26 protein-coding genes are annotated in these 23898 nt (G+C 61.6%); 15 read left to right on the top strand and 11 right to left on the bottom strand.

Annotated elements, in window-relative coordinates:
- Positions 1-124: 124 nt before the first annotated feature.
- The 3 genes from VIL88_RS06645 to VIL88_RS06635 are packed head-to-tail and all read right to left on the bottom strand — an operon-like array spanning position 125 to position 2655.
- Positions 125-1306, bottom strand: coding sequence for a zinc-dependent alcohol dehydrogenase (locus VIL88_RS06645; RefSeq protein WP_331987154.1), 1182 nt, complete (start codon positions 1304-1306; stop codon positions 125-127).
- Positions 1306-1845: an SRPBCC family protein gene (locus VIL88_RS06640; protein ID WP_331987152.1), complete on the bottom strand. Its 540-nt coding sequence runs from the start codon at positions 1843-1845 to the stop codon at positions 1306-1308. Before VIL88_RS06640 ends, VIL88_RS06645 begins: the two co-directional genes overlap by 1 nt.
- A 9-nt stretch (positions 1846-1854) precedes the next feature.
- Positions 1855-2655: an SDR family NAD(P)-dependent oxidoreductase gene (locus tag VIL88_RS06635; RefSeq protein ID WP_331987151.1), complete on the bottom strand. Its 801-nt coding sequence runs from the start codon at positions 2653-2655 to the stop codon at positions 1855-1857.
- 196 nt (positions 2656-2851) lie between these two features.
- Here VIL88_RS06635 and VIL88_RS06630 point away from each other — a divergent pair, with 196 nt between their 5' ends.
- Positions 2852-3124: a hypothetical protein gene (locus tag VIL88_RS06630; RefSeq protein WP_331987149.1), complete on the top strand. Its 273-nt coding sequence runs from the start codon at positions 2852-2854 to the stop codon at positions 3122-3124.
- Positions 3125-3126: 2 nt separating this feature from the next.
- Here VIL88_RS06630 and VIL88_RS06625 read toward each other — a convergent pair whose 3' ends face one another.
- On the bottom strand, positions 3127-3471 hold the full coding sequence (locus VIL88_RS06625) for a response regulator (protein ID WP_331987148.1): 345 nt from the start codon (positions 3469-3471) through the stop codon (positions 3127-3129).
- Complete coding sequence (locus VIL88_RS06620) at positions 3471-3725, bottom strand: hypothetical protein (RefSeq protein WP_331987146.1); 255 nt, start codon at positions 3723-3725, stop codon at positions 3471-3473. The genes VIL88_RS06625 and VIL88_RS06620 overlap by 1 nt, the downstream gene beginning before the upstream one ends.
- Positions 3726-3803: 78 nt before the next feature.
- Here VIL88_RS06620 and VIL88_RS06615 point away from each other — a divergent pair, with 78 nt between their 5' ends.
- Entirely contained in the window at positions 3804-4112 is a 309-nt protein-coding gene (locus tag VIL88_RS06615; RefSeq protein ID WP_331987145.1) for a hypothetical protein, read from the top strand.
- Positions 4113-4124: 12 nt separating this feature from the next.
- Here VIL88_RS06615 and VIL88_RS06610 read toward each other — a convergent pair whose 3' ends face one another.
- The 3 genes from VIL88_RS06610 to VIL88_RS06600 are packed head-to-tail and all read right to left on the bottom strand — an operon-like array spanning position 4125 to position 4794.
- A complete protein-coding gene (locus tag VIL88_RS06610) occupies positions 4125-4364 on the bottom strand; it encodes a hypothetical protein (RefSeq protein ID WP_331987144.1) in 240 nt (79 codons plus the stop codon).
- A complete protein-coding gene (locus VIL88_RS06605) occupies positions 4364-4573 on the bottom strand; it encodes a hypothetical protein (RefSeq protein WP_331987142.1) in 210 nt (69 codons plus the stop codon). The genes VIL88_RS06610 and VIL88_RS06605 overlap by 1 nt, the downstream gene beginning before the upstream one ends.
- Positions 4570-4794: a hypothetical protein gene (locus VIL88_RS06600; protein WP_331987140.1), complete on the bottom strand. Its 225-nt coding sequence runs from the start codon at positions 4792-4794 to the stop codon at positions 4570-4572. The genes VIL88_RS06605 and VIL88_RS06600 overlap by 4 nt, the downstream gene beginning before the upstream one ends.
- A 106-nt stretch (positions 4795-4900) precedes the next feature.
- On the opposite strand from VIL88_RS06600, the gene xth reads away from it, so the two are divergent.
- Complete coding sequence (xth, locus tag VIL88_RS06595) at positions 4901-5671, top strand: exodeoxyribonuclease III (protein ID WP_331987138.1); 771 nt, start codon at positions 4901-4903, stop codon at positions 5669-5671.
- 9 nt (positions 5672-5680) lie between these two features.
- On the opposite strand, the gene VIL88_RS06590 is transcribed toward xth, so the two are convergent.
- Positions 5681-5908 (bottom strand): hypothetical protein, encoded by a 228-nt coding sequence (locus VIL88_RS06590; RefSeq protein WP_331987136.1) that lies wholly within the window; start codon positions 5906-5908, stop codon positions 5681-5683.
- A gap of 173 nt (positions 5909-6081) precedes the next feature.
- Between VIL88_RS06590 and VIL88_RS06585 the strand changes: the two genes are divergently transcribed.
- From VIL88_RS06585 to cydB, 3 genes are all read left to right on the top strand, one after another.
- Positions 6082-6255 (top strand): hypothetical protein, encoded by a 174-nt coding sequence (locus tag VIL88_RS06585; RefSeq protein WP_331987134.1) that lies wholly within the window; start codon positions 6082-6084, stop codon positions 6253-6255.
- Positions 6256-6405: 150 nt separating this feature from the next.
- Complete coding sequence (locus VIL88_RS06580) at positions 6406-7830, top strand: cytochrome ubiquinol oxidase subunit I (protein WP_331987132.1); 1425 nt, start codon at positions 6406-6408, stop codon at positions 7828-7830.
- The gene (gene cydB, locus VIL88_RS06575; RefSeq protein WP_331987130.1) at positions 7820-8824 is read left to right on the top strand and encodes a cytochrome d ubiquinol oxidase subunit II; all 1005 of its coding nucleotides are present in this window, start codon (positions 7820-7822) and stop codon (positions 8822-8824) included. The genes VIL88_RS06580 and cydB overlap by 11 nt, the downstream gene beginning before the upstream one ends.
- A 137-nt stretch (positions 8825-8961) precedes the next feature.
- On the opposite strand, the gene VIL88_RS06570 is transcribed toward cydB, so the two are convergent.
- Together VIL88_RS06570 and VIL88_RS06565 are read right to left on the bottom strand one after the other, a co-directional pair.
- On the bottom strand, positions 8962-10686 hold the full coding sequence (locus VIL88_RS06570) for a methyl-accepting chemotaxis protein (RefSeq protein ID WP_331987128.1): 1725 nt from the start codon (positions 10684-10686) through the stop codon (positions 8962-8964).
- 308 nt (positions 10687-10994) lie between these two features.
- Positions 10995-11222: a hypothetical protein gene (locus tag VIL88_RS06565; RefSeq protein WP_331987126.1), complete on the bottom strand. Its 228-nt coding sequence runs from the start codon at positions 11220-11222 to the stop codon at positions 10995-10997.
- A gap of 10 nt (positions 11223-11232) precedes the next feature.
- On the opposite strand from VIL88_RS06565, the gene VIL88_RS06560 reads away from it, so the two are divergent.
- The 9 genes from VIL88_RS06560 to VIL88_RS06520 all read left to right on the top strand — a co-directional run bounded on the left by VIL88_RS06560 (position 11233) and on the right by VIL88_RS06520 (position 23528).
- Positions 11233-12336 carry a substrate-binding domain-containing protein gene (locus VIL88_RS06560; RefSeq protein WP_331987124.1) on the top strand — a complete coding sequence of 368 codons (1104 nt, stop codon included), beginning with the start codon at positions 11233-11235 and terminating at the stop codon, positions 12334-12336.
- Between the two features lie 273 nt (positions 12337-12609).
- Positions 12610-14394, top strand: a complete 1785-nt coding sequence (locus VIL88_RS06555) for a heparinase II/III domain-containing protein (RefSeq protein ID WP_331987122.1) — start codon at positions 12610-12612, stop codon at positions 14392-14394.
- A gap of 108 nt (positions 14395-14502) precedes the next feature.
- On the top strand, positions 14503-16410 hold the full coding sequence (locus tag VIL88_RS06550; protein WP_331987120.1) for an ABC transporter substrate-binding protein: 1908 nt from the start codon (positions 14503-14505) through the stop codon (positions 16408-16410).
- 86 nt (positions 16411-16496) lie between these two features.
- On the top strand, positions 16497-17486 hold the full coding sequence (locus VIL88_RS06545) for an ABC transporter permease (RefSeq protein ID WP_331987118.1): 990 nt from the start codon (positions 16497-16499) through the stop codon (positions 17484-17486).
- 71 nt (positions 17487-17557) lie between these two features.
- The gene (locus VIL88_RS06540; protein WP_331987507.1) at positions 17558-18628 is read left to right on the top strand and encodes an ABC transporter permease; all 1071 of its coding nucleotides are present in this window, start codon (positions 17558-17560) and stop codon (positions 18626-18628) included.
- Complete coding sequence (locus VIL88_RS06535) at positions 18618-19637, top strand: ABC transporter ATP-binding protein (RefSeq protein WP_414650116.1); 1020 nt, start codon at positions 18618-18620, stop codon at positions 19635-19637. Before VIL88_RS06540 ends, VIL88_RS06535 begins: the two co-directional genes overlap by 11 nt.
- A complete protein-coding gene (locus VIL88_RS06530) occupies positions 19634-20668 on the top strand; it encodes an oligopeptide/dipeptide ABC transporter ATP-binding protein (protein ID WP_331987114.1) in 1035 nt (344 codons plus the stop codon). The genes VIL88_RS06535 and VIL88_RS06530 overlap by 4 nt, the downstream gene beginning before the upstream one ends.
- Positions 20668-22521 (top strand): DUF2264 domain-containing protein, encoded by a 1854-nt coding sequence (locus VIL88_RS06525; RefSeq protein WP_331987113.1) that lies wholly within the window; start codon positions 20668-20670, stop codon positions 22519-22521. The genes VIL88_RS06530 and VIL88_RS06525 overlap by 1 nt, the downstream gene beginning before the upstream one ends.
- Positions 22518-23528, top strand: coding sequence for a hydroxyacid dehydrogenase (locus VIL88_RS06520; RefSeq protein ID WP_331987506.1), 1011 nt, complete (start codon positions 22518-22520; stop codon positions 23526-23528). Before VIL88_RS06525 ends, VIL88_RS06520 begins: the two co-directional genes overlap by 4 nt.
- The last annotated feature ends 370 nt before the right edge of the window (positions 23529-23898 follow it).

Below are 23898 nucleotides of genomic sequence, written 5' to 3'. Positions count from 1 at the left end.
CTCCTCGCTGAGTAGGAAGGCCAACGCCCTTGTGACAAAGCCGTTCCGCCTCCCGAAAAGATTAAGCCGCGCGTTTGACCGCGCGGCTTGCAAAGGGCTGAGTGGAACATGCGACAGGCAGTCGTTATGCCGACATGCCCGGCTTCAGGACCACCTTAGTCCACTCGTTCTGCTTGTCGTGGAAGTTCTTGTAGCCCGTAGGAGCTTCTTCCAACGGCAGGCGGTGGCTGATCAGGAAGGTGGTGTCGATTTCGCCCTCCTGAATCCGGCGCAGCAGGTCTTGGCTGTACTTTTGCACATGGGTCTGGCCGGTCTTGATCTGCAGGCCCTTCTCCATCATGGCGCCCAGGGGCCACTTGTCGAGCATGCCGCCATAAACGCCGGGGACCGACACGCGACCGCCCTTTCGGCAGGCAAGGATCGCCTGGCGCAGGGCATGGCCGCGATCGGCGCCGGGCGCGATCTTCTGCTTGATCACATCAAGGACGTTGTCGACCACAAAGCCATGGGCCTCCATGCCAACGGCGTCAATGACCGCGTCAGGGCCAATGCCGCCAGTCATCTCCATCAGGGCCTCGCGCACATGGGTTTCCTCGAAGTTGATCACCTGGGCGCCGAACTTCTTGGCCAGGTCCAGGCGGCGCGGATGGTGATCGATGCAGATCACCTGCTCGGCGCCCATCAACACGGCGCTTTGCACGGCGAATAGCCCCACAGGTCCTGCACCCCAGACGGCGACGGTATCACCGGGCTCGATCTGTGCATTTTCAGCAGCCATCCAGCCGGTCGGCAGGATGTCTGACAGAAAGAGCACCGTGTCATCGTCCATGCCATCGGGAATGACGATGGGCCCCACATCCGAGAAGGGTACGCGAACATATTCCGCCTGCCCACCGGCATAGCCGCCCGTCAGATGCGAATAACCGAAAGCCGCGCCCATGGCATGGCCATAGAGCATTTCGGACGCATCCTGCTTCTCGACGGGATTGCTGTTGTCGCAGGCTGAGAACTGCTGCTTTTTGCAGTGGAAGCACTGGCCGCAGGAAATGGTGAACGGCACCACAACCCGCTGGCCTTTCTTGAGGGTGCTCTTGGCGCCTACTTCCACCACTTCGCCCATGAATTCGTGGCCAAGGATATCGCCCGACTTCATGCCGGGAATAACGCCGTCATAAAGGTGCAGGTCCGAGCCGCAGATCGCCGTCGAGGTCACCTTGAGGATGACATCGCGCGGATTGATGATCTCCGGATCGGGATGGGTATCGACGCGAACGTCGTTCGTGCCATGCCAAGTCAATGCCCGCATCAGGCTTCTCCGTTATTGGATTTGTGGTTGGCGCCCGTGGCGATCTCGCCTGCTTCCATGAGCATCTTGAACCGCTTGAGTTCGTGCCGCGCCTGGATGTTGGGCTCGGCGGCAAAGAGCTTGGCCGCCAGTCGGCCGATGTCGCCGCCGGGCGGCTCATAGGCGATTTCGGCGGTCACCACCGTGCCGCGATCGGCGGGCGCGTCGCGGAAGGTCACGACGCCGGCAGTGCGGATCTGGGATCCTTCCACCGAATGCCAGCCGATCGACTCGTTCTCGACCACAGCGGTAAGCTCGGTCTCGAGCGTCACCTGCTGGCCGGCTGGAGCCTTGATCTTCCAGATCGAGCGCTTGTCGCCAACCATCTCGATGCTGTCGACGGCATGCATGAAGGAGGGGAGGTTGGTGAAGTCGCGCCAGAAGGCGAAGAGTTCGCTGCGCGGGCGGTTGATGGTGATGCTCTTGCCGACGATGGCCAACTGGCCGTCCTTGTCGTCCTTGCGTGCGCGCTTCGGCGCATCGTCCTTGTCGTGTGCCATGGTGCGCTCCTAGTGCTTGCCGCTGCCCGGCTCGGCCATGCCGCGATGCATCTGGGCCAGCTTCTTGTCCGGGGTAAAACGGGTCATCATGGCCTGCATCTTGTTGGCGAAGCCTGCCACTTCATGGGCATCGCCGCGCATCAGCGCGTCATAGCCGGCTTTCGCCACCTTGTAGGCATCGTCTTTCTTGCCCTGGCCCACGCTCGTATCGAGCATGTCGGCAGTCTCGAAGAAGTCGGTATCCGTCGGCCCCGGCATCAGGACAGTGATGGTGACTTCAGTGTCTTGCAGCTCGTTCCGCAGCGCATAGGCGAAAGAGTCGATATAGGCCTTGGTGCCGTTGTAGACGGCCTGGAAACTGCCTGGCATCAGCCCGGCGATCGAGCCGGTGATCAGCACCCGGCCGGAATTGCGGTCCCGCATGTCCCGGACAAAGCGGTGCAGCAGATAGGTCGTGCCGGTGACATTGGTGGCGATTACCCGCTCGATGTCAGCAATGTCCTGGTCCAGGAAACCCTTGCCCAGTCCACGCCCGGCATTGGCATAGAGGGCGTCAACCTGGCGGCCGCCCTGGCGAGCGCGCTCATAAAGGGCGTCTACTCCCGCCGTGGTGGCGAGGTCGGCTTCGAGGGCTTCGACCTGAACACCGATGGCCCGGAGTTCGGCAGCGGCTGCGTGGATGTCCGGCCCGTCCGATGCGATCAAGAGGTCGGAGCCATTTTCGGCGGCGATGCGGGCCAGTTCGAGGCCGATACCGCTTGATGCTCCGGTGACGACGGAGAAATGCGGCTTGTCATGATGGTGTGTCATGGGATGTCCTCACGTTGGTCCGGGGACAACTGATGGATGATATGGAGGTTCCGGCCCGATCAGGCCGCTTGTGGGCGGCATTCGACAGATGCCGAGTACCTGAGAGTCAATATCGTTGAAGACGTCAGACGCTTATGAACCTTCGCGACCGCCACGGATTATTGGCCAGATGATGCCCAGGTTTAAGGAGGCGGTGATGGCCGATTCAATTCAGCGTGACGAGGACAAGGTCGAGGAGGTTCGGTTTCTCGCCGAGAACTTTGGCATTCCGCCGCGTCGTGCCGCCGCTTTGCTCTCCGAGGGCGAAGAGGCCGAGCGCCTCGCTGCTGAGGCGCTCAAGGAAGAACGCGAGCGCGACCCATTAGCCCATGTGCCGGTGCCCGGCGAAGACAAGGATCCCGAGCATCTGGAGAAGGATATTGGCGACCTCGGCAAGCCCGTGATCCGCGACCAGTCGGCACCCACCTGATGCTAGGCCGACAGCCGGTCGATGGCGCCGGAAACCGCAGTGACGTCGACCGGCTTGTTGACGCTGCCCCGGTTGCCGACGAAATGCGGTAGGCTGGCTTCCGGCGCCGTGATGATGACCGGCACGTCCTGCTGGTCACATTCCTCCAGCACAGCTTCGCAGGTTTCCGAGCCCAGGTGGGTATCAACAAAGGCGAAGTCGGGCCGTTCGCGCCAGAGCAGTTCGAGCGCCGATGAGCAGTCGGGCGCCGGCCCCAGGACGGTATGGCCATGCCGCTCGAGAATGGCCTTGAGTTCACGACCGTGGTCGAGTTCATCCTCGACGATCAGGATTTTCGAGCCCGTCATCACCAAGTGCCCCGGATGCGGTCAACGATCTGCGACAGCATCAACTGCCCGGCGGGGGTGAAGTGAAGCCGCCCCTCGCCCTCGGTGGCAAGCTCCGCTGCCACCAGTTCCGCAATCGCACCGGGATCGGCCTTGTGGCCAGAGGCATCGCTCGTCACGACGCTGGTGACTGCGTCACCGCTTTCGAGCTGGTGGTAGATGGCAAAGGCGAACACCGCCAATGCCTTGTCGCTGAGATCGTTGGGCGTCGTCATTGCTCGCCTCCCCTGTTTGGCAAGGCAACGGTATGGGATTGAAGTCGTTCCTCACCAAAGATCATGAGAGGATGCTCGATGAACACCGCAAATCTCCAGCTCGAAGGCCTGCTCATCGCCGTTGCCAGCCTGAACCAGGCCCTGGCACGCAAGGGGCTGCTCTCCACCGCTGAAATAGATCACGCCCTTGCCGTTGCCGAGCAGACTGCGCTGGGCGACGATCGCGTGATGGAAGACTTGTCGCCGGCAAACCGCGATGCCATTGCCTTTCCCGTAAGGCTCCTGAGGCTTGCCAATAACATGGCCGACGGTGCCGGGGTGCCCACCTTCGGCGAACTCGCCCGGATGGTCGGTGAGACCAAGGGCCCGCACAACGACCAGATCTGACCGGTGGCGCCGCTAGCGGTGGCGCCGTCCGCTTCGTGCTGCGCTGACGATCGGCGCGACGGCCAGGAGGATGGCGCCCACCATGCCGCCAATGGCAAGAAGACCCAGGGGCGTGATTTCAGCGTTGGCCTGGATTTGGCTGTTGCGCCAAGCAAGGCGGAACGACGCTCGAGCAGGCTGGTTGGCTTCGCGCAAAGCGGGGAGGGCATTGCCGCTGGTTGCTGGATCAGCAAGGTCGATTTCGGTGCTCATCACTTGTCCACGTGTGCCGCTTCGAGGGCAGGCGTTATGCGGTCAGGATCGTTGGGCAGGGCGAGGTAGCCCTGCGCCATCAGCCAATCGTTGACGATGACGTTTACGGCGTCCTCGTAGCTCATCTTGCCGCGAGGCGGCTCGTTGCGGTCAGCAATGAAGCGCTCCAGCCCGTCCAGGAGCTCGTCGTCGAGCTTGATCGCCGTCATTTCGGCCTCGAACCCTTGTTCTTTGGGCGCGGCGCGGCCTTGCCGTCGTGGATATAGCTGTTGGGGCCGATGTCGTCGTGCTCGTGCGCCGTGTCGCCGCCAGGGTTCGGTATCTGGTCGTAATGCTCTTCGGTAGAGGGATGGGGATCGGCGACATCATTGCTGATCCCGGGCTGCTCGCCCGTCGGCAATCCGTCGCGGTTCTTGTCGTCGCTCGCCATGTCCGGCCTCCACTTCGCTTTGCGGTGCAACGCTGCCCCGGGTCGAAAGTTCATTGGAGGAGCGGCACCACCTCTTCTGTGTGCCGTCACGAGACAAGGGCCCGCCATGAAGATCGCTACCTACAACGTCAACGGGGTCAATGGCCGCCTGCTGGTGCTCTTGCGCTGGCTCGCCGAAGAGGCGCCCGACGTGGTGTGCCTGCAGGAGCTCAAGGCGCCGGATGAACGCTTCCCCATCAAGGCAATCGAAGAGGCCGGCTATGGCGCCATCTGGCACGGGCAGAAGAGCTGGAACGGCGTTGCCATTCTCGCGCGCGGTGCGACACCGGTAGAAACCAGGCGCGGCCTGCCCGGCGATCCAGAGGACCAGCACAGCCGCTATCTCGAGGCCGCAGTCCAGGGCCTGATCATTGGCTGCCTCTACCTGCCAAATGGAAATCCGGCGCCCGGCCCGAAGTTCGAATACAAGCTACGCTGGTTCGAGCGGCTGACGGCGCATGCGCAGGGTCTGCTCGACAGCAAGCTGCCGGTGATCCTGGCGGGCGATTACAACGTGATGCCCACGGACCTCGACGTCTACAAGCCGGAGCGCTGGCAGGACGATGCCCTATTCCGCCCCGAAGTGCGCGCGGCGTTCCATGGCCTTGTGGGGCAGGGCTGGACTGATGCGCTGCGCACGCTGCACCCCGGGGAGCGGATCTTCACTTTCTGGGATTACTTCCGCAACGCCTATGCCCGTGACGCGGGCCTGCGCATCGACCACCTGCTGCTGGCGCCAGCCGTCGCCTCAAGCCTGGCCGACGCGGGCGTCCACCGGCATGTACGTGGTTGGGACAAGTCCAGCGATCATGCGCCGACCTGGATCAGGCTGGAATGATGTAGGGACTTAGCAGCCCTGCTGGGCCGCATAGAGGCTGATGGAATGGGGCGTGAAATCGTCCTTGAGGGTCCAAACCTTGGCGCGGATGACTTCGCCATGCAGCGACAGCCTTTCAGCAAGCACGACCTCTCCGGCACGCACTGCGCATTGCGCCTGGATCGTGACGCAATCTGAAGCGTCCACAACACCGTCGCGCGATACGCGCTGCACGCTGAAAACATCCATGTTGCTCAAATGCGCTCTCCCACCTGGACACCCGAAGGCTGGCTGCGTCGCTTTAACAGGAAGTTAACAGGCCCTCAACTGCTCGGGCCGGATAGGAGCTATGCCCTTGTGGCTTGCTGTGGATTACGCTTTGCAACTCCGCCTTCGGCCTGCCGTTCTCACCGAAGAAGTGGACGTCGCATATGGCAAACACCAAAGACAGCCGCACGGTCGGCAGACTGATCATCGGCGGCTTCGTGCTGGCGATCGTTATTCTGGCAGTGGCCTTTGCCCTCAACTATGGCGGGTTCATGCCAGGCGACAGTGCCGTGCTGCCACCCGGCGATGTGTCGCTGGAACCCGGCACGCAGAACTGATGCCCTTGCGCAGCGCCGCAGCCACCTGCGACAACAGTGCGCCCGCGCGAGCCTTGATCTTTGCCCACCCGTCTCATCACATAAAGGCAACAGCGTTTCACCCCGAGTGATCGAACGCTGCCGGAACCGCCTTGTGCCGGGATGGACGAGATGACCTTCGGACTGACTGCCGAAATACTGGCGCGGATACAGTTTGCCTTCACCGTATCCTTTCACTTCATCTTCCCGGCATTTTCCATCGGCACCGCTAGTTTCCTCGCGGTGCTCAACGCGCTTTGGCTCTGGAAGCGCGACCCGGTTTACCTCAAGCTCTTCGAATACTGGAAGACGATCTTTGCCATCACCTTCGGCATGGGTGTCGTGTCCGGCATCGTCATGAGCTACCAGTTCGGCACCAACTGGTCCGTGTTCTCCGAAAGAGCCGGCGCCGTCATCGGGCCGTTGATGGGCTACGAGGTGCTGACGGCCTTCTTCCTTGAGGCTGGCTTTCTGGGCATTGCTCTCTTCGGCCGCAAGCGGGTGGGCGACAAACTCCATATGTTCGCCGTTGCCATGGTGGCGGTGGGCACGCTGATCTCGGCGACCTGGATCACCTCCGCCAACAGCTGGATGCATACGCCTGCCGGCTACAGCATCGACGCAACCGGCGCCTTTCTCCCCGAGGATTGGTGGGCCATCATCTTCAACCCGTCTTTCCCGTACCGCCTGACGCATACGGTGCTGGCGGCCTTCCTCACCACCGCCTTCGCCGTGGGCGGTGTCGGTGCCTGGCATCTTCTGCGCGACCGCACCAACCGGCAGGCGCAGATCATGTTCTCCATGGCCATGTGGATGGCCGCCCTGGTGACGCCGGTACAGATTTTCGTTGGTGACATGCATGGCATCAACACCTTCGAGCACCAGCCGGCCAAGATCGCCGCCATGGAAGGCCACTATGAGACGCATGAAGATGGTGCGCCGCTCATCCTCTTTGGCATTCCCGACGACAAGGCAGAGACAACCCATTTCGCCGTGGAAATCCCCAAGCTCGGATCGCTGATCCTGACCCACGATCTCAACGGCGAGGTCAAGGGGCTCAAGGAGTGGGCGCCCGAGGATCGTCCGCCCGCGCTGATCCCGTTCTTCACCTTCCGCATCATGGTGGGCATCGGTTTCCTGATGCTGGGCGTCGGGCTCTGGTCCCTCTGGACGCGCTGGAAGGGCACGCTTTACAGCAACATCTGGCTGCATCGTGCGGCGCTCCTGATGGGACCATCCGGCTTCGTTGCCGTGCTTGCCGGCTGGTACACGACAGAAGTGGGGCGGCAGCCCTATACGGTCTATGGCATCATGCGCACGGCCGACAGCCTGTCGCCCGTGGACGCACCGGCAGTCGGCGCCTCGCTGGTCGCCTTCATCATCGTCTACTTCCTGGTCTTCGGTGCCGGGGTCTTCTACCTGCTCCGCCTGATGCGTCGCGTGCCGGTGATGGATGAAGATCACGAGCTGGACAAGGGGCCGCACCGCGCCGCTGGCATCATGCCAGGTCCGGCCCAGGAAGAACCGATCCGGGAGGGCCTGCCGAATGCCGATTGATCTCCCCACCGTCTGGGCTGCCATCATCGCCTTTGCGGTCCTGGCCTATGTGGTGCTCGATGGCTTTGACCTGGGCATCGGTATTCTGTTTCCCTTCTTCGCCGATCGCAAGGAACGGGACCTCATGACCAATTCCATTGCGCCGGTATGGGACGGTAACGAGACCTGGCTGGTGCTTGGCGGTGGCGGATTGATGGCCGTGTTCCCTGTGGCCTACGCGACCGTGCTGCCCGCCCTCTACATACCCATCATCCTGATGCTGCTGGGGCTGATCTTTCGCGGCGTGGCCTTCGAGTTCCGCTGGCGCACCCAGCGCGCCTCCCACTATTGGGACTATGGCTTCTGGATCGGCTCGACCATTGCCGGCTTCACCCAGGGTGTTGCCCTCGGCGCGCTTGTCCAGGGCATCGATATCGCCGACCGGCAGTATGTGGGCGGCTGGTGGGATTGGCTGAGCCCCTTTTCCGTGCTGACCGGCGTCGCAGTCGTCGTGGGCTATGCTCTTCTTGGCGCCTGCTGGCTCAACCTCAAGACGGTCGGACCGATCCAGGACAAGGCGCGCCAGGTGGCGCTGCGCTGCGGCGTGCTGATGCTGGCGCTGATCGGTGCCGTTTCGCTCTGGAGCCCCTTCATCAATTCGGTCTATTTCGACCGCTGGTTCGGCTGGCCGACGGCGATCTTCTCGTTCCTCGTGCCGGCACTGATCGCCTTGTGCGCCTTTGCTCTCTGGCACGGGCTGACCAAGGACAAGCACCTCCAGCCGTTTCTGGCCGCTCTGGGTCTCTTCATCCTGAGTTTTGCGGGCCTCGGTATCAGTTTCTATCCCTATATCGTGCCCGGCGCCCTCACCATTGAAGAGGCAGCAGCCCCTGACTCATCGCTGCTGTTCCTCCTGGTGGGCGCCCTCGTCCTCGTCCCGACGATCCTTGCCTATACCGGCTACGCCTATTGGGTGTTCCGCGGGAAGATGGACCCGGACGAAGGCTACCACTGATGGCAGCGCCCCAGCCCCGGCAGTGGCTTTGGTTCGTCGGCCTTTGGGTGGCGGGCGTCCTCGCCGTCACCGCGGTTGGTCTTGTGATCAGGCTGTTCCTCGTCCCGTAGCGGCGATCGGGCCGCGGGGAAAACGCTCTAGGCTCGCCGTGCTAGACGAACAGGGCGCAACGAGGGCGCGGATTGCTGCTGCCCCTCGAGCTTGAAGATATCCACTACGGAATCGAGCTCAGCCGCCTGAGCTTCCGTCTGCTCGATTGCAGCATTGGTCTGCTCCACCAGCGCTGCATTGTGCTGGGTCATCTCGTCCATCTGCCGCACGGCAACGGCCACTTCATCGAGCGCCCCCGATTGCTGGCTGTTGAGCTGGGCGATGGAGTCGATCAGCGTCGAACTGTCCTGCGCTCCGGCAAGGATGTCCGAGAGCTTTTCAGCGGCAGCAGCCACCAGCCCTGAGCCGGCCTTGACCTCCCTGGCGCTGGCCTCGATCAGGGCCTTCACCTCGCTTGAAGCCTGCGCCGCCGATTGCGCCAGGCGCCGGACTTCGACCGCCACCACGGCGAAACCCTTGCCCGCGTCGCCGGCCCGCGCCGCCTCCACCGAGGCATTGAGCGCCAGGAGGTTGGTCTGAAAGGCAATGTCGTCGATCAGCCCGATGATATTGGAAATCTTGCCTGAACTCGCTTCGATGGCTTCCATGGCCGAGTTGGCCTGGCCCATCACCAGTCCGCCTTCGGTCGCGTCTGCGGCAACGGCGCTGGCCTTCCGGCTGGCCGTCGCGGCGCGCCTGGCATTTTCGCCCACCGCCGAGGACAGCTGTTCGATTGCCGCCGAGGTTTCCTCGATGGTGGCCGCCTGCCTTGTGGTGCGTTCGGAAAGGTCGTTGGCGCCGGCCAGGATCTCGCTGGTCGCCGTCTTGAGCGATCGCGAGGTCTTCTGCAGACCAGTGACGATGTCCAGAAGCCGCCCCAGCGACTGGTTGAAGGCAATCCGCAGCTCTTCGTATTGGCCGGTAAACTGCGTGTCAATCCGGCCGCTGAGGTCGCCCTCTGCCATCTTGGCAAGGCTCCCCGTCAGCTGCGCGATGATGCCTTCGGACCGCTTGCGCTCGGTGATGTTGTTGGCGAACTTGACGATCTTGGTCTGCCGCCCCTGCGCGTCGAAGACGGGGTTGTAGGAGGCGTCGATCCAGATCTCCTTGCCGCCCTTGCCGAAGCGCTGGAACTCAGCGGCAATGATCTCGCCGCTCCGCAGGCGCGCCCAGAACTGCTCGTATTCCGGAGTGCGCACATAGGAGGGGTCGCAAAACATCCGGTGGTGCTTGCCCACGATCTCGTCGAGTTCATAGCCGATGGTCTTAAGCAGGTTGTCGTTCGCCCAGATCACGGTACCATCGAGGTTGAGCTCGATCACGGCCTGCACGCGGCTGAGGGCTGCAGTTCGCGCTGCGTGGTCGGCGGCCCGGTTCTTTTCTTCGGTAATGTCCGTGGCGAACTTGATGACCTTGACCGGCTTGCCCTTGCGATCAAAGACCGGGTTGTAGCTGGCCTGGATCCAGACTTCGCGGCCACCCTTGCCGATGCGCCGGAACGCCGCCGACTGGAACGTGCCGCCGCGCAGGTCGTCCCAGAAATGCTTGTACTCCGCCGAGCCTGCATGCTCCTGGTCCACGAACATGCTGTGGTGCCGGCCCACGAGCTCGCCGAGCTCGTAGCCCAGGGTGGCCAGGAAATTCTCGTTGGCCCAAAGCACCGTCCCATCCAGGTCGAACTCGATGACCGCCTGACTGCGCATGATGGCATCGACGGTGGCCTGGTTGTCGTCCCTCGTGTTCCGCCTAGCCGATTTGCCCAAACCGAGCATGAAGACACCTCCCACCGAGGCCTCGCCTGTCACGGACAAGGCGGAGCCGAACCTTTTTCTGCATGCAATGGAGGGAGAAAAGAGACGGCCAAACCTGACCTTCCCTGGCCGGGGAGGCTGTGCCGCCCGGACCGTCTGTGCCGACCATCAACATGTCACGGCGATCCCCATCGCCGCAGTCGAGTGATCCTGCGTCCGAGCTCGATATTGACGGTTTAGGCTTAACGTGCCGTAAAGTACGGTGAGGCCGAGTAGATGGGGCGGTCGGGCAGGCGGCACGCCGCAGGCCGAATTCTTGAGGCGCTGCTTTATGTAGTGAAGAACCTGTTGAGATCGGTGGCGAGGGTTTTGAGGAACGTCGGCCGATTGGGATGCGGATCGGCAGTGTGGGGCGGCGGCTCGTTCATATAGGTAAAGTGGGCGGCATGCTCGTCGATAGCGACTTCGGTCGACGTCTGAGCTGACAAGGCGTCCTGCAGGAACATGGCCTGGCTGGGCGGTGTGATCGTGTCTCTCGCTCCGATCCAAATCTTCACGGGCATGTCTATGGCCTTCAGCATCCATCAGCACGCGGCGAAGCGCATTTATCACTTGCTTTGTGCAATAAACGCAAATATTGCATATTGGGTGAGGGTGCAGATGGCGCTAGTCAAGCGGGCCAGTCAGGCCGATATTGCTGAGCAATTGGGCGTCTCCGTTTCAACGGTGTCGCGCGCACTGGCCAATGAAATCGGGATCAGCGACGCGGTGCGACGCGAGGTGCAGCGGGTAGCCCGTAGTCTGGGCTATAGGAGCAAGCATCCTCCCTTAGTGAGTGGCAAGGTAGACAGAAGGGCGCTGGCCTTGGTGCCGCTCAACAGCGCCATTGGAAATCTTGCCAGCTTCTACCACGGCATTGTTGAGGGCATGCGCGCCCAGGCTGCGGAGGCAGGTATCGCGCTGGATGTACGGCTGGTGCATGAAGACAAGGTGACGCTGGACCTCGTGCGTAAACAAGTCGCCAAGTCTGGCGCCCAGGCAGTTGTGCTCGCCGGCATCGACCCGGATGACGACATGGCGCAGTGGGCTGAGGAAACAGGGACCGTAATCATCCTTGCCAATGGTAGCGACCCGCTGATGCGGTTTAGCTCTGTTTCGCCTGCCAATTTTTACGGCGCCTACATGGCGACCAAGCACCTGATCGACCAAGGTCATCGCAAGATCCTCCACTACACTTACCAGCATCGGCCGACCATCCGGCAACGGCGCCGCGGCTTCGAGGCGGCTATCGCCGATCATCCGGATGCAGAGGGCGCAGTGGTCATTTCCAACGAGCATTCCAGCCGCGAATTGCTGTCGGGCCTGCTCGAGAACAAATACGATGTGACGGCGGTGTTCTGCTGGAACGACAGTGTGGCGGTCAGCATGGTGGATGCACTTCTGGGCCAGGATTCGCCCATGGCTGAAAACTTCTCCCTGATCGGCTTCGACGATTTGCCTATCGCCGGCATGGCCAATCCGCGGCTCAGCACCATACGCGTCGACCGCGAAGCGATCGGGCGGGGTGTCGTGCGCCTGCTAACCAGTCAGCTTGATGGTGAGAGTGCAGTGCAGCAGCTGGAAATAGGCGTGTCGCTGGTTGAGGGTGAGACCGTTCACAAACTTGCCTAAGGTCGTTGGGCGCTTTTTTTGCCCTTGCATGTGGAAACGCGTCAGTTTTCCAAGGCTTTGCTGAAGCTATTGTGCTGAAAGCGCAATCGAATTCCTGCCGATTTGCGTAATTTGCGTGAAATACGCAAATTTCTTGAACTTGCGCTAAAGGCGTGCGTATTTTGTCTCCTGCGGGCCACGTCGGTGCACGTTCGGCTAGCAGATTGTTAACAGCTAACGCGGTGCGGGGGACAATCGGTGGATTTGAGGCGTTGGAACGTCAAGCATGTAAGGATGGTGCTCGAGGCTGCACCTGATTTCATGCCGTTCCCACGCAACGGATCTGCGTTGGAGGCGCTGAAGGTGGCTCTTGGCCACAAGGTTATCGCCGATCTGCTCGCGACTGCCCTACGTGACACCGAAAGGCCGATGCCTGAACTGCCCGCGCGGCTTTATGCCGAGTTCCGTGAAACGGGGCGGCGCGAAGGCTACGAAGATGCGCAGCGCGAACGCCGTTCGATGCTCTACCGGCTGACGCTTGCCGAATGGCTGGAAGGGCAGGGACGCTTCCTCGACGCTCTGGAGGAGATCGCCTGGGCGCGGCTAGAGGAAACTAATTGGGCTTGGCCGGCCCACGCGAGGGATCTCGACCATCCTGATCGCCCTACGCTCGATCTGGCAGCAGCGATGACGGCGCTGGATATGGCTGAGATGGATTACCTTTTAAGCGATCGGCTTTCACCCAACCTGCGTGCGCGGCTGCGGGCAGAAGTCGAGCGACGAGTGGTCGGGCCATTCCTTCATCGCAACGATCACTGGTGGCTGCATACAACGCCAGCAAAGCAGGTCAACAATTGGACCGCAGTCTGCGTGGCTGGAGCCGTCGGCGCAGCGCTCTACTTCGAAACCGACACCAGCCGGTTGGCCGAGATTGTCACGCGTGGCATCCACAGCCTTGCCGACTACCTTGAAGCCTTTGATAGCGAAGGTGGATCCTCGGAAGGTCCGGATTACTGGACCTATGGCTTTGGCAACTACGCCGTGCTCGCTCATCTGCTGTTGGAGCGCAGCGGCGGCAAGATCGATCTTCTGCAAGGCGACTATCTGCGTTCGATTGCGCAGTTTCCCGTGCGCACCATGCTGTCGCCGGGGGTCTGGGTCAGCTTTTCCGATTCCGACAGCAATCCGAGCTTCCATCCTGGGCTGCTGACGCTACTGGCGCGGCACATGGATATGCCTGAACTCCTGGGTTTGGGCATGCACAATGAATTCGCAGTCTCGGGGTTCAACCAGTTCGCTTGGCCGCTGCGCCAGTTTGCGTGGCCCTTGCCTGAGGCAGCTCCGGTGCAGCTCAGCTCCCATGACTGGTACGAGGACATGGGGTGGATGATCAGCCGCCTCGATCCGGCTGATACCCGATCCATCTGTCTAGCGATCAAGGCCGGACATAATGGTGAAATGCATAACCAGAACGACGTGGGCTCGTTCATGGTGGTGACCGGCGGCAAGGTGGTTCTCACTGACCCGGGCCGTGGGCGTTACTCCAAAAGCTATTTTGGTCCGGAGCGCTATCAGAACTTGATGGCCTCATCGCGCGGGCACTCCGTGCCGGTCGTGAACGGCTTGGAGCAGGCCGAAGGTCGCGAGCACCGCGCTCGGGTCCTGCATCATTCTCACTCAGAGCAGGCGGATCGGCTGCAATTGGAGATGGCTGCCGCTTATCCAGTGGAAGCGGGCCTGGCGTCGTTGCAGCGCACGCTGACACTGGACCGAAAGACCAACGGGGGCCGCGTGTTGCTGGAAGACCAGTTTGCCTTCGCCGATGCCGAAGGCGACTTGGAATCGGTCTTGGTGACGCCGCTTCTGGCTGACGCGGCGAATGGAGTAGTGCGTATCGGGGACCGCAACGCGGGTCTTCGCATCGATTACGACAGTGCAGCGCTCGACGTGAGGCTCGACCGGCATCCTGGCGTAGAGAAGCAATACCAGCCTGCCGTCGATCTTACCCGCGTGGTGTTCACCCCACGGCGCAAAGCCCGGGAGGGACGGATCAGCCTCGAAATCTCGCCGCTCAATTGAGTGGGGAGTTTTGCCCTGAAGGGCACATCGGACGGTGGTGACGGCTTTTGAGGAACAGCCGACGCCAGTGGAAACCCCGGGCGGAAAGTCCGGATATGGGAGGAAGTGATGAGGATGGACAAAAAGACCGGCCTTGCCGGGGCAGTGGCCCTCGCGGCCTTGATGGTGGCGGCAGTGCCTACCCTGGCGCAACAGCAATCCCCGGTGCTCGACGCCTTGGTGGAGAGCGGCGAGCTGCCGCCGGTAGCAGAGCGCTTGCCGACCAATCCGCTGGTTGTCGAAGGCGACAGTGTTGGCAAATACGGTGGTACTTGGCGCATGGGCATGAATGGCGGCGGCGACAATGGGCTGATCGTCAAGACCGTGGCCTATGAAGGCCTGGTTCGCTACGACCACGAATGGAAGAGCGTGTTGCCTAACCTGGCCGAAAGCTGGGAGGCCAATGACGACGCAACCGAGTTCACTTTCAAGCTGCGCGAAGGCGTGAAGTGGTCTGACGGCACGCCCTACACTACCGAGGACATCGCCTTCACTGTCGAAATGTACCAGGATCCCGACTACGCGGCCAACAGCTGGATCGACAACAAGAACAACCCGATGACGCTGACCGTCATCGATGATTACAACTTCAAGTTCACGTTCGAAAAATCGAACGGCATGTTCCTCGAAACCCTGGCCTCGACGGACGGCATTCACATCACATCGCTGCAGAAGGCTTATTGCAGCCAGTTCCATCCAAACTACAACGAGAATGCCGACGCCGATGCGCAAGCGGCAGGTTTTGACGGTTGGGCGCTCTATCTTCAGGACCGCTGCGCGTGGGGCTGGGAGACCATCCGCTTTTCCAACCCTGATCTTCCCACCATCTATGGCTGGGTGATCGAAACGCCGCTGTCGGCAAATGCCCAGCGCGTCACCTGGACCCGCAATCCCTTCTTCTGGAAGACCGATGCCGAGGGCAACCAGCTGCCCTACATCGACAATCTCGACATGCGCGTGAGCCAGGGCGGTGTTGAGGAGCTGACGCTTGCCGCGCTCAACGGCGAGATTGATTTCCAGGAACGGCACATCGCCACCAATGTCAGCAAGCCTCTGTTCTTCGACGGCCAGGAAGCAGGCGGCTATCACCTCGGCGAGGTGATCCCTTCGGCGTCCAATACCCTGGTTCTACAGCTCAACCTCAATCATCTCGATCCGGTCAAGAACGCGCTGTTCAACAGCAGGGACTTCCGCATCGGCCTGTCGCACGCCATCGACCGGCAGGAAATCATCGAAGTGGTGTTCACGGGGCAGGGGGAGCCCTTCCAGGTCGCACCGCGCCCTGAATCCCAGTTCTACGATGAGGAACTGGCCAAGCAATATACCGAGTTTGATCCCGATCTTGCCGCGCAACACTTCGAGGCAGCCGGTCTCACCGAGCGCAACGGCGACGGCATCTATCTTATGAGCGATGGAAATCCGGCCAAGATCACGGTCGACGTGATTTCGGCGCTGCGCCCGGAATGGATCGACATGCTCGAAATCATGCAACTGCAGCTGCAGGCAGCAGGCATCGACCTTGAGCTCAACAACATCGACCGCACGCTGTTCTATGAGAAGCGCCCGGCCGGTGAGTTCGACGCCCAGATCTGGGCTGGAGACGGCGGCATCGAAGCGCTGCAGGAGCCGCGCTACTACTTCCCGTTCTCCGATGAGTCAGTTTGGGCCTACCGCTGGGCGCAGTGGTTCAACGGAACTCGGCCCGAAATTGCGCAGGAACCCGCTGATTGGGCCAAACAGCAGATGGACCTCTACAATCAGGTCCGCGCCGAAGCCGACCCAGAAAAGCGCGCGGAGCTCTTCAACCAGGTGCTGGCGATCACCAAGGAGCAGTTCCCGGTCATTGGCGTGAGCCTGATGCCGAACAGCTACTCCATCATCCGCAACAACCTCAAGAACGTGCCCGAGACGATGTTCAACGCCTGGCTGTTCCCGACGCCGGCGCCGATGGACCCTATCGTCTGGTACTTCGAGTAAGCGGGCCTGACCTCCCTCCCGCTTTGCTCCCTCGCGGCCTCCCTGCCGCGAGGGAAACCTGATCACTTTGCCCAGAGGCAGCACTCATGATCGGCTTCATATTTAGACGCATCATCGCAATGCTTTTGACCCTGGTGGCCGTGTCCATCGTGGCCTTCGCCATCATCCAGTTGCCTCCCGGCGACTACCTGACGAGCTATATCGCCCAGCTCTCGTCCACCGGCGACCAGGTTGATCCAAGGGTCGTTGAAAACCTGCGTCGCCAATATGGCTTGGGTGAACCGTTCTACGTCCAGTACTGGAAATGGGTTTCCGGCATTGTGCGGGGCGATTTTGGCCATAGCTTTGAATGGAAGCGGCCCGTCTGGGAGCTGATCTGGGGCCGCCTTGGCAACTCGGTGCTGATCGAAGGGCTCGCCGTCGTCGTCATGTGGCTGATCGCTCTGCCCATCGGCATCTATGCCGCGGTGCGCAAGTATTCGCTGGGCGACTACCTGGCAACTGTCGCCGGGTTCATCGGCCTTGCCATTCCAAACTTCTTCTTTGCGCTGATCCTGATGTACCTGGCCTATATCTGGTTTGGCACGACTATGGGCGGACTGTTCTCACCCGAATTCGAAAATGCACGCTGGAGCCTGCCGCGCATCTGGGATTTTCTTGCGCATGCCTGGGCGCCGATCCTGGTGCTTTCGATGGCCGGAACAGCCGAACTGATCCGCATCCTGCGCGCCAACCTGCTCGACGAGCTCAAGAAGCCGTATGTAGTGACAGCGCGCGCCAAAGGCCTGCCAGAGTGGAAGGTGATCCTGAAATACCCTGTGCGGCTGGCGCTCAATCCGCTGGTGTCGACCATCGGATGGCTCCTGCCGGCGCTGGTGTCTGGCTCGGTCATTGTTTCGGTCGTGCTGAATCTGCCGACGGCGGGCCCCATGCTGCTGCGATCGCTGACCACCCAGGACATGTATCTGGCTGGGGCGATCATCCTGCTGCTCAGCGTTTTGACAGTGGTCGGCACAGTCATCTCGGACATCTTGCTGGCGCTCATCGACCCGCGCATTCGCTACGGGAGCAGGTGATGGCCGTGGACACGATCCAACCTACCGCACATGCCGAAATCGCTAAGCCGCGCGCCCGGCGCGAAAGCCAGATGGGGCTCATGTGGCGCCGCTTCCGCCGGCACAAGTTGGCTCTGGTGAGCCTCTGGGTCGTGGGGTTGTTCTACCTCGTTGCTGTCTTTGCGGAGTTCCTCGCACCGGTAGATCCATCAGATTACAGCGCGCGCTATACCTATGCGCCGCCACAGGGCTTGCACTTCCTTGCGCAAAACGGGGACGGGTCTTGGGCCTTCGGACCATACGTGAACGGCTACAAGACCGAGATCGATCCGGTCGCGCTTCGGCGCACCTTTGTGGTGGACGAAGAAGTGCGCCTGCCGGTGCGATTTTTCGCCCCCAGCGAACCTTACCTGCTGGCTGGCGTCATTCCGATGTCGATCAAGCTCATCGGCGTGGAGAACCCTCGCGACCCGTTCTACATCCTGGGCGCCGATCGCCTCGGACGTGACATGTTGAGCCGGCTGATTCATGGGACGCGCGTTTCGCTATCCATCGGCCTAGCCGGCGTTGTCATGAGCCTGTTCTTCGGCGTGGTGATTGGTGGGTTCGCGGGCTTCTACGGCGGCTGGTTCGACAGCGCGGTGATGCGCGTCGTCGAGTTCATCCGCTCGATGCCCACGATTCCGCTGTGGCTGGGGCTTGCTGCCGCCATGCCCAAGGATTGGAGCGCGCTCCAGACCTATTTCGCCATTACCCTTATCCTGTCGCTGATCGGCTGGACCGAGCTGGCGCGTGTGGTGCGCGGGCGGTTTCTCTCGCTGCGCACGGAGGACTTCGTTACGGCCGCCCAGCTTGATGGCGCCAGCGACTGGCGCATCGTCACGAGACACATGGTGCCCAGTTTCACCAGCCACATCATTGCAGCGGCAACGCTTGCCATTCCCGGCATGATTCTGGCCGAAACGGCACTCTCGTTCCTGGGGCTCGGTTTGCAGGCGCCGATCGTCAGCTGGGGAACCCTGCTGCAGGACGCGCAGAATATCAGGACCCTCGCCACGGCACCCTGGCTCTTGGCGCCAGGTCTTTGCGTCGTGGTTGTCATCCTTGCCCTCAATTTCTTTGGAGACGGCCTCCGCGATGCTGCAGATCCCCATGGGCGCTAAACCTCTTCTGACCATCAATGACATGTCGATCGTTTTCACCTCTCCCGATGAGGCTGACATCGAGGCCGTTCGTCAGGTCGATCTGACACTGACACCAGGTAAGACGCTGGCGTTGGTGGGTGAGAGCGGCTGCGGCAAGTCGGTGACGGCGCGTGCCGTGCTGCGTCTGCTCGACAAAAACGCTGATATTCGAACCGGAGAGATCGTTTACGACGGCACTGGCGGCTTGGTGAATATCGCCCAACTCAAGCCGGACAGCCTTGCGATGCGTTCGATCCGTGGCGCGCAGATCTCGATGATCTTCCAGGAGCCGATGAGCTCTCTGTCGCCGGTGCACACGATCGGCGACCAGATCGACGAGATCATCATCCTCCACGAAGGGCTGAGCAAGAAGCAGGCGCGGGAGCGTACGATTGGCATTCTGGACCAGGTGGGGGTGCCAGGCGCTCGCGATCGGGCAAATGCCTATCCGTTCGAGCTTTCAGGCGGGTTGCGGCAGCGGGCAATGATCGCCATGGCTCTGGCTTGCACGCCCAAGCTCCTGATCGCCGACGAACCGACGACGGCGCTCGACGTGACAACGCAGGCGCAGATCCTCGATCTCCTGCGCCAGTTGCAGGACGACTATGGCATGGCCATGCTGTTTATCACGCACGACCTGGGCGTCGTGGCCGAGATCGCCGACGACCTTGCCGTCATGTATCTGGGCGATGTGGTAGAGCAGGGCGATGTGTTCGACGTCTTCCGCGCGCCCAAGCACCCCTATACGCAGGCGCTGATGAATTCAGTGCCCAAGCTGATGCGCCGGGCGGAACGGCAGAGACTATCGCCCATAAAAGGCACTGTGCCTTCGCCCAAGGACAGACCGGTAGGCTGCGCCTTCACCAGCCGCTGTCCCTATGCCTTTGCACCGTGCCCAACGGTGCGGCCGGAACGGACGGCGATCAGCGAAGGTCATTTCGCACGCTGCCACCTTCTCACCCATGTGCGCGAGGAGGCCCTGGCATGACGACGCTCCTAACGGTCGAAAACCTCTCGAAAGTCTTCACCCTTGGCAGCGGCCTGTTTGGCAAGGGCCGCGAGCTGGTGGCGCTTAACGACATCAACCTGACGGTCGAGGCGGGAGAAACGCTCGCCATCGTTGGCGAGAGCGGTTGCGGCAAGACCACCCTCGGGCGCTGCATCATCAAGGCGCAACCGGTTACCGACGGCCATGTCTTCTACCACCAGCCCGATGGTGCGCGGGTGGATCTGACGACGCTCGACAAGCGAGCAATCAAGCCGTTCCGGCGGGACATCCGCATGATCTTTCAGGATCCGATGAGCTCGCTCAATCCAAACATGCGGGTGTTCGACATCGTCGCCGAACCCCTTCGTGTGCACGGCATTGTTCGCGGCCGTGAGCTCGAGGATCGGGTGATCAATACGCTCGCCAAGGTGGGCATCGCTGCCGATGCCGCAGGCCGCTATCCGCACGCCTTTTCGGGTGGGCAGCGGCAACGCATCGGCATCGCTCGGGCACTGGTGCTCGACCCGAAATTGGTTATTGCCGACGAAGCCGTGTCGGCGCTCGACGTGTCGATCCAGGCGCAGGTTCTTAATCTGCTCGATGATCTCAAGGCGGAGTTCGGGCTCACCTACATCTTCATCAGCCACGACCTTGGTGTGGTCAACTACATCGCCGACAGGGTGGTCGTCATGTATTTGGGCCATGTGGTCGAGAACGCGCCGACCGAACTGTTGTTTGAGCGTCCGCGTCATCCCTATACCGAAATGCTCCTGGAAGCGCTGCCCATAGCCGATCCCACACGCCGCAAGGGGCGAAACAAGGAACTCAGAGGGGAGATTCCCTATTTGGGCAATCGCCCCATGGGCTGTCCATTCCACACACGCTGCAAGTACGCGCAGGACATCTGCCGCGCCGATAAGCCCGCTTTGCGCCCGATCAACGGCACTAGCCAACTCGCAGCCTGCCACTTCGCCGAGACACTCCATCTTCAGGGCGCCTACGAGCCAGCGCCGCAACCGGTTCATGCCTGATGACCTACGATCCAGTCACTGCCAATCCGCTCTTCGGAAATCCTCTGCAAACCCGTGAGGACGTTGAAAAGGGCCTGCGCGATCTGTTTGCGCCGCTTCTGCCCTTTTTCTCCAAGGGTGGCGCGCGCGTGCGACTGGACGAAGCAGGCGCACACTTCGATCGCGCCGCCGCCGATCTTGAAGGCTTTGCCCGGCCGCTTTGGGGTCTGGCGCCACTGGCCGCGGGTGGCGCCGACTTCGGGCACTGGGAGCTCTACCGGCGTGGGCTTGCCAATGGCACGGACCCAAACCATCCCGAATATTGGGGTGCGGTCAACGGCACCGACCAACGGCAAGTTGAGCTGGCCGCCATCGGCTTTGCCATGAAATTGCTGCCCCATCTCGTTTGGGATCCGTTGCCTCAGGAGGCCAAGGACAACCTTGCAGCCTATCTCATCCAGGCACGCAGCTTCCGCTATTCGGACAATAACTGGAAGTTCTTCCGGATCCTCCTCGATCTGGGGCTGGAACAGTGCGGAGTGGACTTCGATCGATCACTGACGACAGCTTATCTTGAAGAGCTCGAAGCCTTCTACCTCGGCGACGGCTGGTATCGAGACGGTACGGTGCGTCGTATCGATCACTACATTCCCTTCGCCATGCACTTTTATGGCCTGATCTACGCTCGATTGGCCAAGGACGACGACAAGCGTGCGGCGGAATACAAGGAGCGTGCCCGGCTTTTCGCGCAGGACATGCAGCACTGGTTCGACGAGGAGGGCAGGGCACTCGCCTTCGGGCGCAGCCTCACATATCGTTTCGCCTGTGGCGGCTTCTGGGGTGCGCTGGCTTTCGCCGATGTCGAGGCCCTTCCGTGGGGTGTCATCAAGGGGCATTTCCTGCGCCACTTGCGCTGGTGGAGTACTCAGCCCATCGCGCATGGCAATGGCGTGCTTTCGGTTGGCTATGGCTACCCTAACCTCTTCATGTCCGAGAGCTACAATTCTGCCGGCTCGCCATACTGGGCGCTGAAGGCGTTCCTGCCGCTGGCCCTGCCGCCTGAACATCCTTTCTGGACCGCCGAGGAATTGCCGGCTGACTACACCAGGGAGCCGGTGCCCCTGAAGCATCCCGGCATGGTCATGCAGCACGTGTCCAAGAATGTGGTTGCGCTTTCGAGCGGTCAGCAGAATTGGGAAATGCGCGCCGGAGCGGAGAAATATGCCAAGTTTGTTTATTCAAGCCGGTATGCCTTCTCGGTCGAGGTCAATCACCGGGCCTACCATCAGGGTGCCTTCGATGGGGCGCTGGCACTGAGTGACGATGGGCGCCACTACCGGGTGCGCGAAGCCAATGAGGTCGCGCAGATTGCCGGCAACCTCCTCTTCGCCAAGTGGAAACCCTGGAGTGACATAACCGTCGAGACGTGGCTGCTGCCGGCTGGTGACTGGCACATCCGCGTCCACCGGATAAATACCCCTCGCCCTTTGCATGGCACCGAAGGCGGCTTTGCCATCGCGCGTGCCGATGCCAACAGCGACGTTTACTCCGATCAACAGGGCAAGGCGTGGGCTCAGAGCCCGACGGATGTCAGCGTCATCGTGGACCTGGCGGGGCTGCGCGAAGGGCGAGCGTTTCGGGCGCTCCCCAACACCAATCTGATCTGGTCCAAGACCATCGTGCCACAGCTGCGGGGCGAGATTGCTGCGGGAACGACCGTGCTGATGACGGCGGCGATGGCCCTTCCGGCGGGCCCGCAGGCGCAAACGAGCTTGGACAACCCCCCACCGTCGCCCGAGCTTGCAGAGCTAGAGGCAATGGTTGCTCGTGCCGGCATAGACGTCAGCGCCATACTGGTGCCGGAGCGCTTCTGATGCGGCCAAAACTCGCTTTCGCCATGAGTCCGGAAAAGACTAGGCACGTCTTCAATGCCGCGCTGCTCAGCCGGCTTTCTGCCTGTTGCGATGTGGTCGCCACATCGCCGCTGCAGAACCTCGACAGTGCGGAAAGCCGTGCCATCCTGGCGGATACCGAAGTGCTGGTTACCGGTTGGGGATGTCCGATGCTGAGCCCCGCCATTCTGCGCACTGCGTCCAAGCTTCGGCTCATCGCACACGCGGCGGGCACGGTGAAATTCACCGTCGACCCTAGTGCCTATGCGCGCGGGATCCGCGTGACCCATGCGGCGGAAGCCAATGCCGTTCCAGTGGCCGAGTTCACGCTGGCCGCGATCCTCTTTGCCAACAAGCGTATCTTTGAGTTCCGGGACCTGTACCAGGCCGATACAAGCCGTCGGTCCAGTCATCGGCTGATGGACGAAAACGTCGGCAACTTCGGGCGCACCATCGGGCTGGTTGGCGCATCGCGCATCGGCAGGAAGGTGGCAGCTTTGCTGCAGCATTTCGACTTCGAGGTGCTGCTCTACGATCCTTTCGTACAGCCCGGTGATCCTGTTACGGCGGGTGCCGATCTGGTAGACCTCGACACCCTCATGGCGCGAGCCGATGTGGTCTCCATCCACGCCCCCTCACTTCCCAACAATCGTGCAATGATCGGGCCGCGACAGCTCGAGCTGATGCAAGACGGGGCCACCCTGATCAACACGGCGAGGGGTGCGCTGGTGGATGAGGCTGCCTTGCTGCGTGAATTGCGGAGCGGGCGCATACAAGCGGTGATCGACGTCACCGATCCCGAGATACCCCCGCCGGATTCGCTGTTTTTCAGCCTGCCCAACGTGTTCTTGACCCCTCACATTGCCGGGGCAATCGGTACCGAACGGGGGCGGCTTGGGCTGATGGCCGTCGAAGAAGTGGAACGGTTCGTGCGCGGCGACACGCTGCTCTACGAGGTCGAGCCTGCCCTCCTGGAGCGACTGGCGTGATCAGGGAAGCCGAAGGCGTGGTGACGAAGGCGGATGCTGAATGGCATGCGGCACGACTTAATGCCCTGACATGGGAGCGGACAGAGGCGGACATCGCCAGTCCGGACCACCAGGCGCGCTTGGAAAACCTGCGGCAGCGCGCAGGCGCCGTGTTTCACCCAACTGCCTATATTGCTTCAGAGGCTGCGGTTTTCACGACGAAACTTGCCTTGGGTGCGGAGAGCTGGATCGCCGGAGGAGCCTTGGTGCGCGGTGACGTAAGCTTTGGCGAGCATTGCACGGTCAACCCCTATGCCATGATCTCGGGTAAGGTGCGCTGCGGCAATGGCGTGCGCATTGCCAGTCACGCGTCCATTATTGGCTTCAACCA

It is taken from the genome of Devosia sp. (assembly GCF_036563435.1).
GTDB lineage: Bacteria > Pseudomonadota > Alphaproteobacteria > Rhizobiales > Devosiaceae > Devosia.
Note: the sequence above shows the minus strand (reverse complement) of the source record. Positions and strands in the feature narration are given on the sequence as shown.